Annotated in this window: 10 protein-coding genes; 5 read left to right on the top strand and 5 right to left on the bottom strand. The window is 65.0% G+C overall.

All coding sequences use genetic code 11. The features are described 5' to 3' along the window. Positions 1-118 precede the first annotated feature (118 nt). The 5 genes from CH306_RS16395 (at position 119) to CH306_RS16375 (ending at position 5,220) form a co-directional block, all read left to right on the top strand. Positions 119-1,543: an NtaA/DmoA family FMN-dependent monooxygenase gene (locus CH306_RS16395; RefSeq protein WP_094647142.1), complete on the top strand. Its 1,425-nt coding sequence runs from the start codon at positions 119-121 to the stop codon at positions 1,541-1,543. 105 nt (positions 1,544-1,648) lie between these two features. Then, positions 1,649-2,179 carry a flavin reductase family protein gene (locus CH306_RS16390; protein ID WP_094647141.1) on the top strand — a complete coding sequence of 177 codons (531 nt, stop codon included), beginning with the start codon at positions 1,649-1,651 and terminating at the stop codon, positions 2,177-2,179. Between the two features lie 22 nt (positions 2,180-2,201). Further along, complete coding sequence (locus CH306_RS16385; protein ID WP_094647140.1) at positions 2,202-2,684, top strand: hypothetical protein; 483 nt, start codon at positions 2,202-2,204, stop codon at positions 2,682-2,684. Positions 2,685-2,789: 105 nt separating this feature from the next. Next, on the top strand, positions 2,790-3,776 hold the full coding sequence (locus tag CH306_RS16380; protein ID WP_256981182.1) for a helix-turn-helix domain-containing protein: 987 nt from the start codon (positions 2,790-2,792) through the stop codon (positions 3,774-3,776). A 67-nt stretch (positions 3,777-3,843) separates the two neighbouring features. Continuing rightward, the gene (locus CH306_RS16375; RefSeq protein ID WP_094647139.1) at positions 3,844-5,220 is read left to right on the top strand and encodes an NAD-dependent succinate-semialdehyde dehydrogenase; all 1,377 of its coding nucleotides are present in this window, start codon (positions 3,844-3,846) and stop codon (positions 5,218-5,220) included. Between the two features lie 74 nt (positions 5,221-5,294). Here the strand turns inward: CH306_RS16375 and CH306_RS16370 are convergent, their stop codons facing one another. From CH306_RS16370 to CH306_RS16350, 5 genes are read right to left on the bottom strand one after another with little or no spacing between them, the layout of a single operon-like run. Continuing rightward, positions 5,295-6,734, bottom strand: a complete 1,440-nt coding sequence (locus tag CH306_RS16370) for a serine hydrolase domain-containing protein (RefSeq protein ID WP_256981181.1) — start codon at positions 6,732-6,734, stop codon at positions 5,295-5,297. Positions 6,735-6,778: 44 nt separating this feature from the next. Then, positions 6,779-8,929, bottom strand: a complete 2,151-nt coding sequence (locus CH306_RS16365; protein ID WP_094647137.1) for an MMPL family transporter — start codon at positions 8,927-8,929, stop codon at positions 6,779-6,781. Continuing rightward, complete coding sequence (locus tag CH306_RS16360) at positions 8,923-10,752, bottom strand: non-ribosomal peptide synthetase (protein ID WP_179272871.1); 1,830 nt, start codon at positions 10,750-10,752, stop codon at positions 8,923-8,925. Before CH306_RS16360 ends, CH306_RS16365 begins: the two co-directional genes overlap by 7 nt. Continuing rightward, positions 10,749-12,074: an aminotransferase class III-fold pyridoxal phosphate-dependent enzyme gene (locus CH306_RS16355; RefSeq protein WP_094630801.1), complete on the bottom strand. Its 1,326-nt coding sequence runs from the start codon at positions 12,072-12,074 to the stop codon at positions 10,749-10,751. The genes CH306_RS16360 and CH306_RS16355 overlap by 4 nt, the downstream gene beginning before the upstream one ends. Next, positions 12,074-12,274 (bottom strand): MbtH family protein, encoded by a 201-nt coding sequence (locus CH306_RS16350; RefSeq protein WP_254924235.1) that lies wholly within the window; start codon positions 12,272-12,274, stop codon positions 12,074-12,076. Before CH306_RS16350 ends, CH306_RS16355 begins: the two co-directional genes overlap by 1 nt. Between the last annotated feature and the right edge of the window lie 28 nt (positions 12,275-12,302).

Genomic DNA, 12,302 nt, shown 5'->3' with positions numbered 1-12,302 from the left:
TGATATTTGGACGGCACATTCTTCCTCACGGAGAAATCACCTTCGCGGTGAGGCGATGGAAACGCAACTGATTCAGCGTTTAATGGACGCGACACACATCGAGTTTAGATTTCCGTCCATGACAAGAAAGCGAATGATCTTCAATGCCTTTCAGATGAATACCGTCTCGCACACCTACCACGGCCTGTGGCGTAATCCGAAGACCACCCAGGTGCACTTCGACACCCTCGACACGTGGGTCGACCTCGCCAAGACACTCGAGCGCGGCAAGTACGACGCCCTGTTCCTGGCGGACGTCGTCGGGATCGATCCCGCGTACGAAGGCAAGTGGAACGCGTACATCGAGGAGGGGCTGCACATGCCCTGCCACGACCCGGCTGCTCTCTGCGCCGCCCTCATCGGGGCAACCGACAATCTCGGTCTGACGTTCACCAGCTCGATCCTCACCGAGCACCCCTTCAGCTTCGCCCGCAAGATGTCGACGATGGACCACCTGAGCAAGGGACGCATCGGGTGGAACATCGTCACCAGCGCCACCCACTCGGCCGCACAGAACTTCGGCTTCGACAAGATCGTCGAGCACGACGAGCGATACCGCTGGGCGGACGAGTACATGAAGGTCGTCTACAAGCTGTGGGAAGGGTCCTGGGACGACAGCGCGGTGCTCGCCGATCGCGAAGCCGGCGTCTACGCCGATGCCGACAAGATCCACCGGATCTACCACGAGGGAGAGCGCTACAAGGTCCTCGGCCCACACATGGCATCCCCGTCCCCGCAGCGCACACCGGTCATGTACCAAGCGGGATCGTCGAAGGTAGGACGCGAGTTCGCATCTCGTCATGCCGAGGCCACGTTCGTGGTCTATCCGACGATCGAGGGAGCCCGCAAGGGAATTGCCGAGCAGCGCAAGGAAACGGTGGCTGCCGGCCGCAACGCCGGCGACCTCAAGTTCATCCAGGGCTTCTCGTTCGTCGTCGGCTCCACCGAGGAGGAGGCCTGGCGCAAGTCCGCCGAGATCGACGAGGACATCAGCTACCGGGGACTGGCCGCACACATCGGCCGCGACATGGGCATCGACGTATCCGGCCTGGACCCGGACATGCCGATCGAGCAGACCTCGATGTCGGGAGTGCAGGGGTACGCGCGCATGTTCGAGGACTCCAACAACGGACAGAAGGCCAAGGTCTCCGATCTCGTCGGGGCCCTGTCCTACGCCAGCCGCATGGTGGGTACCCCCGAGCAGATCGCCGATCAGCTCGAGCAGTGGCAGGACGCGGGTGTGGACGGCGTCAACCAGATCATCCAGTACTTCCCCCAGTCGGCCGAGGATTTCGTCGACTACGTCATCCCGGTGCTGCAGGAGCGTGGACTGGCGCAGAAGGAATACGGATCCGGCACGTTGCGTGAACGGATGTTCCCGGAGATCGGGCCTCAGCTCCCCGATCGGCACGCCGCTGCCAAATATCGCGGAGCCTTCGTGCGCGACGCCGAAGTCAGTGGCGCCGGCGGCACCCACGTCGACTGGGTCACCGCGGGCGTCTGACACGCCACCACGACCCTCACGCATCGCCCTGCAGGACGGGGATGGTCGCACTCGGCGTCCATCCCCCTCCGCCCACACGCATCCAGCACTCGGAACGGCACCCACATGACCCGAACGACAATGTCACCCGCACTCGTCGACGTTTCCGACGACGCGAGCCTGCTTCGCACGACCTTCGCACTGTTTCCGTCGGGCATCGTCATGCTCTCGGCACTGATCGACGACGTGCCGGTCGGCCTCGTCGCCTCCTCCTTTCAAGTCGGGATCTCCGCCGACCCGCCCCTCGTGCTGTTCGCAGTGCAGCACACCTCGACCACCTGGCCGACACTGCGCCGAGCCCCACGCCTCGGCGTGTCGGTGCTCGGTGGACTTCACCGATCCGCGGTGGGTCGGATGTCCGCGAAGTCCGGAGATCGATTCGCCGGAATCGACACGTTCACCTCCGAGACCGGAGCACATTTCGTCGGCGGTGCCGCAGCGCACCTCGAATGCAGCATCCATGCGGAGATTCGAGCCGGCGACCACGACGTCGTGCTGATGGAGGTCCACCGAATGGGCAGCGACCCGAGCACCGAACCTCTCGTGTGGCACGGATCCACCCTGCGGTCCCTGACCCCACCCGAACCCACTCACTGACCTCGACACGAACGGACCTCTCATGCTCACCACGAATATCGTTGTTGCACTGGCCCTCTCATCTACCGACGGGTCGGATCCCCGGTGGCTGACCGACCCACCGATCGCCGACACCGTCCACATCCGGGCAGACGATCTCGCCGCCGCTCAGCTCGCCCGAGCTCGCCTGCGAACGTCGCACACCGACCGCGGGTGCTGCACAGATGCGCCGTCGGTCGTCCTCGACATCGCAGTTCATATTGCGCACGACGCGAGAACAGCGCGCGCGGAGCTGGCCACCGCAGAAGTCCACGTCCCCAGGACCGTCTGCTACATCGGCACACCGTCGGGACTGGCCGGCCTCATCGCCGACATCGAGGCAGCACACGTGGCAGACGGCGTGACGATCGTTCCCATGCTCGACGCCCATCGAGTCGAACTGGAACGCCGTGTGCTCGACGAGGTGATGCCGTTACTAGGCACCGCCGGGACGCGACTCGAATCGTCGTATCGCAGAACGGCCTGACACTCCGACCTCCGGGCCGAGGTTGTTACGCCGGGGAAATACAGCCGTCAATCACTCGATCTACCGTCGAGCAGTCGGATCGCCGACACCGGGAGGAGGACCCACGTGCCGCATTGGTCCACGTCCGGGCTGAGCCCCCAGGAACAGGTGAGCTACTGGGGTGACGTGGTGTGCGAGGCCTTCACACCGTTGACTCCCCACCGAGGCCGTTCGCAACGAGACCGCAGTTCCGTGCCCGACGGCGTCCCTGGCTGGGTCGACTCGCAGGAACTGGCGGTGATCAACTGCGCCGAAATATCATCGGTGACACAGGTTCTCGCACACGGTCGACGAGAAGTCGCGCGAGCGCCTTTGGACGCCGTATTCGTCAACCTGCAGTTGGAAGGAACCTGCCTGGCCGAGCAGGACGACCGTCGCTCACTGATCACTCCCGGCTCGATCACCGTGTTCGACACCACCCGCCCCTACCGGATGGAATACCGCGAACCGGAGGGCAACGCACTGTGGAAGGTGCTGTCGTTCCGCATTCCGCGCGAACTGTGGAACCCCGAGCGAGTGACGGGAAGCAGCATCGACACCACCACGGGTGCGGGCGCGCTGGTGGGGACGATGATGTCGGTTCTGTGGAAGGAGAGCTCGGCGCTCGACCCGATCGCTCTCGCGAGCCTCGACCGATCGTTCGTCGATGTGCTCACCGCGGTGGCCGGATCGACGACGACCACGCGCGAGTCGGAGACACGCGACGAGGCCACCCGAATGATGCTGCGCCACTACATCCGCTCCGCCCTACCCTCGGGCCGCGTCAGTGCCGACGCCGCAGCGCGCGAGGCCATGATCTCGACGCGCACGATGCACCGTCTTCTGAACGCGGCCGGCACCACCTTCTCCGAATGCGTGCGCCACGAACGGATGAACGGCGCGATACGCGATATCCTCGCCGGCGATCCCGCGGTCACGCTCGGTGAGATCGCTGCGCGGTGGGGCTTCTACGACAGCTCGCATCTGACACGTACCTTCCGCCGCCAATTCGACTGCACACCGATGGAGTACCGGACGCGTCACCGCGACCGCGGGCATCGAACATCTCCCTGACCACCGTCGGAGCATCCGATTTGCCCGAATTGGAACAACAGACCCCTCCCCGACCGTTGAACGAATCATGACGACCTACAAGACTGTCAATCCCGCCGACGGCACAACCGTCAAGGAATTCGAAACCCTCGACTCGGCCGGTGTCGAGCGCGCGCTCGCCGACGCACACGCCGGATTCCGGACGTGGCGCAAGACCTCACCGAAGCATCGCGCCGAAATTCTGCACCAGGTCGCCGACCTCTACACCGAACGCTCCGACGAACTGGCCAGGACCATCTCACTCGAAATGGGCAAGCCACTCACCGAATCCCAGGGTGAGGTGGAGCTGTCGTCGAACATCTACCGCTACTACGCCGACAACGGCCCCGCTCTGCTCGAGGACGAGAAGCTCGACGTACCCGGTGCGGAAGACACTGTGCTGCAGCGCAAGCCGGTCGGCGCGCTCGTCGGCGTGATGCCGTGGAACTTCCCCTACTACCAGGTGGCTCGGTTCGCCGGCCCGAACCTGGTGGTGGGCAACACGATTCTGCTCAAGCACGCACCCAACTGCCCGCAGTCGGCGCTGCTGATGGAGGAGATCTTCCAGCAGGCCGGACTCCCCCAGGACGCGTACATCAACATCTTCGCGACCAACGAGCAGATCGCCGACATGATCGCCGATCCACGCGTGCAGGGCGTCTCGCTCACCGGTAGCGAGCGAGCCGGAACGTCCGTCGCCGAAACAGCAGGACGCAACCTCAAGAAGGTCGTCCTGGAACTGGGCGGATCGGACGTGTTCATCATGCTCGACTCCGACGACATGGATGCAACAGTCGAGTCCGCGACCAGGGCGCGACTCTCCAACGCAGGTCAGGCCTGCAACGCCGCCAAGCGCATCCTCGTCGCCGAGGAGCACTACGACGACTTCGTCACCAAGCTCACCGCCTCGTTCGAGGCCGTGCAGACCGGCGACCCGCTGGACGCGAACACCACGCTCGGCCCACTGTCGTCACAGACAGCGGCCGACACGTTGATCGAGCAGATCGACGATGCCGTCGCCAAGGGCGCGACACTGCTCACCGGCGGCAAGAAGATCGACGGACCGGGCGCATTCGTGCAGCCCACGCTACTGACCGACGTCACCCCCGACATGCGTGCGTACAGCGAAGAGCTGTTCGGACCGGCCGCAGTGATCTACAAGGTCGAAAGCCCGCAGCAGGCAATCGAATTGGCGAACTCCTCCGCCTACGGCCTGAGCGGCTCGGTGTGGAGCGCCGATCTGGACAAGGCCCGCGACGTGGCCGAGCAGCTCGAGGTCGGTATGGCCTTCGTCAACGAGCACGGCACCACCCTGCCGGGCCTGCCGTTCGGCGGCGTCAAGCGCTCCGGCGTCGGCCGTGAGCTGGGACCGTGGGGCATGGACGAGTTCGTGAACAAGAAACTGGTCCGCGTCTCCGCGAAGTAGGACCACCTCGACCGACGCTGCTCCCCGGCCCTGCGGCCGGGGAGCAGTTCGTCCGTGTGGGTTCGTCCGACCGATCAGGTCTGCCGAATTCGACCGTAGTTGACCACCTGATCGGTCACCACCAGTGCAGATGCGAGAAACACCGTGCCGAGCAGAATCCAGAACGCCAGGGTGACGTCGGGTGCCCACAGCGCCATGACGGACAGTGACGCACCGACGATCGTCGGCACCCCGATGTAGGCACCGATCAGCACCGACCCGCCCAACACCGTGGTGATCGCGATCCGAAGTGCTGCACCACCGAGCGAACGCTGTCGCACCTGCCCCGTGAACAGCCGAACGGTTACCCAGACGACGATGGCGAGCAGGACAGCCACGGCCGCGAAAATGGTGCCCAGCACCATCGGAGCCGACGACGACGGTAGTCCTGTGGTCGACCCGTCGATGACGAGCGTGGTGAGATTTCTTCCTACCGCAGCGATATGTTCTGCTTCGATCTCACCGTATCGATTGGTGGCCAACACCATTGCTCTGTCCAGGGCGGGTACGAATGCAACGTAGGCGTAGTAGCCGGGGACGGCTCCGGAATGCCACCACACGTCCTGGCCTGCGATCTTCTCGTGAAACAGACCGTCGCCGTACTCGGTGCCCTCGCCGGTGTCGACCTCGGGAGCCGTGTCCTCGCCGCCCTGCAGCCGACTCAGTCGCCATGATGCGTACCGTCCGAGATCGCCCGTGGAGCCCGCGAGGTAGCCGTAGCCCAGACCCGCCGAATCCACTCCTACGTCGATTGGTCGCGCCGAGCCGAAAAACGGCACATGGCCCAGTGGAACGTCGTCGGTGAACTGTTCCGGATCGGTGATGGCGGAGGTGTCTGCGGGCGAGAGGACCTGGGCGTCGAGTGCATCGGCGAACGACTCACCGGTCACGGTCTCGACCACTGCCTGCAGGAGCATGTAGTTCAGGCTCGAATAGCGGAACGATCCACGTTCGGTCGTCCCCACCGGCTGCGGGATGGTCGCAATTGCGTCGACGGCCGAGCCACGCCGGGACCAATCGTCGGTGACGGTGATGTCGTGCGGCAAGCCACTGGTGTGGTGCATCAGGTCGCCGACTGACGTTGCCGGGTCGCCCAGCATGTTCCGTGCTCCCGGGACGATGTCCACGACGGGCGTCGACTCGTCGAGTACGCCCTGCCGTTCCAGCCCGAGGACGGTGGCCGCCGTGAATTGTTTTGACACCGAGCCCCACACGAACGGTGTCGAGGCATCGACGGGCTCGCCGTTGCCGTCGACACCGTTCGATGCTTCCCCCACCACCGTGTCCGAGTCCAGAACCTGGACCGACATTCCCGGGGCTCCGATCTCGGCCGCCCACTCGTCCACTGCATTCTGCAGATCGGTGTTCGAGAGGGTTACTGCCGCAGCAGGACCGGGCGTGAGCCCGAGGAGGAAGGTCAGAGTCATAAGCAGTCCCACGGCGAGTCGTCGGGTGCCTGCCGCTAGGGTCGCCATCCTTGTCGAGCTCCTGTCCGTGGTGCGATCGGCCGGTTTCGCGATCAGTGATGGCCCGCGCCTTCGAGTGAGCGCTTCCACACGCTCGCCCCCAGCAGGCGTAGGGCAGCAGGGACGAGAACGCCGCGAACAACGGTCGCGTCGAGAGCGATTGCCGCGGCGAGCCCGACACCGAGCTGCTTCATCTCCGGCGTCGGCAACAGCGTGAACATCGCGAAGATCACCACCATCACGGCCGCAGCCGCGGTGACCGGCGGTGCAGACCGGACCACACCCTGCCGGACGGCATCCTCGACGCCGAGGCCGCGACCGAACGCCTCTCGCACCCGAGTGAGGATGAAGACGTGGTAGTCCATCGACAACCCGATGAGGATCACCAGCATCATCACCGGCAGCAGAGTCACCACCGGACCGACGTACTCCGAACCGAACACCGTTGCACCCCAGCCGTACTGGAACAACAGCACCAGGATGCCGTAGGACGCGAGGACGGACAGCAGGTTCAGACCCACGCTCAGCGCGGCGAGCCCCACACTGCGGAAGGCGAGGTAGATCAGCGCGAAGGCGACCAGGAGGACGATCGGTATGACGATCAGAAGATCACGCGAGGTCGACTGCGAAACGTCGACGCTGACCGCGGTCTCACCACCGACGAGAATGTCACGACCGCCCGCGAACTCCGGAACAACGTTGCTTCGCAACTCGTTCAGAGAATCCTTCGCCGCCTGTGCATCGATACCGTCCGAGTCGGTGCCGATCTCGATGCGCGCCACCGACCTGTCCGTGGAGATCTGAACGTCACGTACCTGCCCGTCGAATCCGGGCAAGCCGGCCGCGGCCTCGGCGATGTCGGTGAGTACGGCCGAGGCACCGGCGACGTCACCGCCGGTCTCGGTGACCACGGTGTGGCTGACGCCGTACAGAGGGAACTGTTCGGAGACGTCGTCCAGCGTGCGCAGCGTCTCGAAGGTGCGCGGCATGCTGTCCGTTCCCGGGAACTGCAGCTTCATGGTTGCGACCGGTGCGGCCAACAAGACCATCACGGCCAGTCCGGCGAGCAGCGCAGGCATGGGGCGCCGAACGACATTGCCCGACAGACGACCCCAGAACCCTGTCTCCTCCGCTGCGTCGTCCGGAGTCTTGCCGAACAGCTGCCGAACCACTCGTCGACGTCCCAATGCCAGCAGCGCAGGCAGCAACGTGATCGATGCAAGCATCGCGGCGATGACGACGAGAATGATGCCGAGTGTGAGCGAGTGGAAAATCGGCGATTCGGTCAGGAAGGCTGCGATCACCGAAACACCGGTCACCAGCCCCGCCACCAGAACAGAGCGCACCGTCATCGACACCGCGATCGTTGCGGCTGCGTCGGCGTCACCGGACCGGGCGAACTCCTCGCGGGCCCGCCTGACGAAGAACAACGAATAGTCCACGCCAAGAGCGAGACCCATCAGCAGAATGACACTCATCTGGTTGCTCTCCATGGGCACCAACAATGACGTCGGCCCGCTCCAGAGGATGGCCAGTGCCACCACGGCGAGGCCGGTGACAAGCGGAATCAAGGTGGCGATCAGACCGGCGAACACGAGAAACAGCACGACGGCCGTGACGGGGAGGCTGAGCATTTCCAGCAACACAAGTCGCTCACCGTAACTGGTGGTGACGTCGGCTTGCACCGAGATGGGCCCGGTAGCAGATATGGCAGCACCCGGGTTGGCTTCGCGGGCGCTCTCGATCGCAGAATCGATCCCCTGCACACGCTCGGACGGCGATGCCTGCTCGTCGGGCAACAGCACCTGCAGAACTCGCTGATCGCCGGTAGCGGCCGTCAACTTCTCCGGAGGCTCCTGCGCCGTCCCCATCAGCGCAGCCGACAACTCGTCTGCGATGCGATCGGAGTCCTCCGCCGAGCTACCCTGCACCAGAATGGTTTCGGTTCGCGAGGACAGGAAGTCCGAGCCCGTTTCCAGTTGCTCCGCCGCGCCGGACTCGCCGACGAACCCGTCCGCCGGAGACAACTCGGACATGCCGAGTCCGACGTATGCACCGGCCGACAACACCAGCGCCACAAGCCATCCCGCAAGCACTGCGAGACGATGACGGTAACTCCACCTGGCCACCGCCGCGAAACGCTCCAGAATGGAGCCATCCGCCGTCGCGTCCTCGATCGGGGGCCTCTCACTCGTGGTCACCATGACATCTCCTCCTGTCCACGGTTCGACGCCGATGCGCCGACCGACAGACGATTCGTTTCTCTGTCCACGACCGACGCGATCTCGCGCACGGTCAGTCCCTCCACTACGTCCGCCAACTGCAACCGCACCCCGAACTCACGGGCGATGCCGTTGACCAAACGCGCGACCAACAAGGAGTGGCCGCCCAGCGCGAAGAAGTGGTGATCGGTACCGATCTCCTCGATTCCCAACAGCCGTCGCCACAGCGTCAACAGCCTCTCCTCGGTTTCGGTCTCCGCCGCCCGGCCCGCGGTCGAACCGGCAACGAAGTCGGTGATCACCGGCGCCGGCAACTTCACAACGTCCAACTTCTGCCCCACGGTCACGGGAACCTCGACCACCTTCACCAGAGCGGCAGGTACTGCGTGGCGCGGGAGCGTGCGGTAGAGGTGGGACCACAGCTCCGCACGATCGAGATCGCCATCGTCGAAGGTCGCGAAATACGCGACGAGAACATCGAGGTCGGTGCCGCCGACCGTGGCATAGGACCACCGGATTGCCGGGTGCTTCGCGATCGCTCGTTCCACCTCGCCGAGCTCGAGCCGGTACCCCCGCAACTGCACCTGGTCGTCGGCGCGGCCGTGATACACGAAACGGTCGCCTGCGTCTGTACCGACGATGTCCCCGGTGAGATACAACCGATCACCGTGGCCTTCAGGGTCCGGGACGAACGCTGCTGCGGTCGCACGCGGGTTCCCGAGGTATCCGTGTGCGAGCTGGTCGCCGCCCACTGCCAGCTGTCCGAGGCCGTCGGCGGAACCGACACCGTCAGCGGCCGGTAGTACCGCCGCTCTCACGCCCGACAGTGCGGGCCCGATGGGCGTCCTCGGCTCGGCGAGATCCTGTTCGACGAGTTCGCCGCCGGTGCAGGACACAGTGACCTCGGTCGGACCGTACCAATTGACCAGTCGACACCGGCCGAAGGACGGTGCGGCCATGACGTCGGCAAGCCTGCCGCCGTCGGAGGCTTCGCCGCCCACGAGCAGAGATCGCAGCGCCAGCCCGCCACCGACCGTCTCGTCGTACGCACCGAGTTGATATGCCGCGGACGGCGTGGTCGAGAGCACGGACGCACCTGTCTGCTCGAGCAACTCGTGCAGCCGGGCAGTATCGGCCGCAACAGCCTCCACGACGAGTACAGCGGTGGCACCCGCCCCCACCGATGCGAACAACTCCCACACCGACAGATCGAAGGCAGCCGACGACCGCGCCGCCACGACATCGCATTTCGACAGGGCGACGACCCCGCGGGCCGCGTCGAGAAAAGCAAGCACCGCTCGGTGCGGTACCAGAACGGCTTTCGGCCTACCCGACGTCCCGGACGTGCTGATGATGTAGGCGGGATCGTCGACGCTGCGCGGTGAGGGGGAAGTCGGCTCGAACGAACCGAACAGAAAGAAGACGGCGTCGCCGAGGGCAATCGAAGGCCGTCCGTGCCAGGACGCCGGGTGCAGGTCCTCCCACACCACGATGGCGGCCGGCTCGATGGTCTCGAGCAACTGCGCCTCGACTGCCTGGGGACTGTTGTACGGAATGACCGTGTACGCCGCGCCTGCACCGAGAATGCCCAGCAAGGTCGGGAACAACCAGGAGTCGCGGCGGCCCTTCACTGCGACGACGTGCCCGCGGCCGACCCCGGCGCGCGTCAAGGCCTCGCGGACCTGCGCGCTCCGCTCTTCGAGTGCGGTGACACCCAATTCACCGTCCACGCACAGCTGCACGGGCCGATCGCCGAAGCGCTCCGAGAGCCCGGTGAACGCGAGATCGTCGACGAAGGCTGTCACGAGCGAACCGCCGCGGTCAGTGACCGAGTCACTGCGTCGAACGAGAGCGCCAACTCTTGTTCGGTGACCAACAGGGACGGACGCCAACGGATCGACCTCGTCCCGCACGGCAGAAGCACCGTGTCGTACTCGTCCAATGCGATGCCGAGCACCGCGTCACGCAGTTCGCGCGATGACACTGTGACGGCCCCCCACAGGCCCCGTGACCGAGCCGACGTCACGTGACCATCCGAGGAACCGACCATCGCGTCGAGTCCGGCGCGCACGAAGGGACCCATCGCCGCCGCTCGCGCGATCACGTTCTCTCGCGCGATGTACTCGTAGAGCAGTGCGAAGCGCACCAGATCGACCAACGAACCACCCCAGGTCGAGCTGATCCGTCCCGGTACGGCGAACGCATTGGTGTCGAGATCGTCGACGCGACGGCCCCCGATGACCCCGCACACCTGCAGGCGCTTACCGAATGCCACCAAGTCGGGACGCAATCCCAGTGCCTCGTGCGCCCACCGAGCGCCGACCGTGCCGCCTCCGGTCTGGACCTCGTCCGCGACGGTGAGGACGTCGTGCTCGATGCACAGCGACTGCACGGCCCTGAGGAATGCAGCACCCAGGTGTCGGTCGCCGCCTTCCCCTTGAATCGGCTCGTAGACGAAGCACGCGATCCTGTCACCGTCGGCGACGAGGGTCGCTTCGATCTCCGCGAGTGCCCGACGTTCGGCCTCACTGAGACCGGCTCGGTCGGCGTCGTCACCGCCATCCTCACCGCGAGCCGGGGCGTCGATTCTGGGCCAGTCGAATTTGGGGAATCGCGCCGTCTTGGCCGGATCGGTGTTGGTCAGAGACATGGTGTAGCCGCTGCGGCCATGGAAGGCCCAACGAAGATGCAGCGCTTGAAGATTCGTTTCGTCGGTGCCTGCTCGCTGGGATTTCCAGTCGAAGGCGACCTTGAGTGCGTTCTCGACTGCAGCCGCACCACCGTCTATGAGGAACAGGTGCGGCATGTCCTCCGGCATGAGCAGACGACGAAAGGTCGAGACCGAATCGGCCAGGACTCGAGACGCGAAATCCGGGTTCGAGGGCTTCATCTTGGCTGCTGCCAACAATTTTCGCTCGGCTTCGATATGCGCGAGCGGTGTGGGGTTGTGGCCGAGCGGGGACGACGAGAAGAACATCCCCATGTCCAGGACCGGTCGTCCGGCAGCCTCGTCCCAGAGGTAGGAACCGGACGAACGCTCGATGTCGATGGTCATCGGCAGGAAGTCGCCCACGAGAGTCCGGGCCAGTGATGCGGGGACTCCCGACGCGGTGTCGACGACGGTCATCACGCCACCCCCAGCGCGCGACGTAGCGACAGTGGGCGAATGTCGGTCCACACCGATTCGATGTGGTCCAGGCACGCCTCACGGTCGCCGGTGAATCCGACCTCGTACCACCCCAGCGGCAGTGGTCGCTTCGCCGGCCAGATCGAATGCTGCTCCTCGTCGTTTCGTACGACGGTCCATTCGGAAATGTAGTCCTGCACTGTGATCCCCTGTTCCTTCGACTGGTCG

The sequence above is a fragment of the Rhodococcus sp. 15-725-2-2b genome, from assembly GCF_002259075.1.
Taxonomy (GTDB): domain Bacteria; phylum Actinomycetota; class Actinomycetes; order Mycobacteriales; family Mycobacteriaceae; genus Rhodococcoides.
This window is presented reverse-complemented; position numbering and strand designations above follow the sequence as displayed.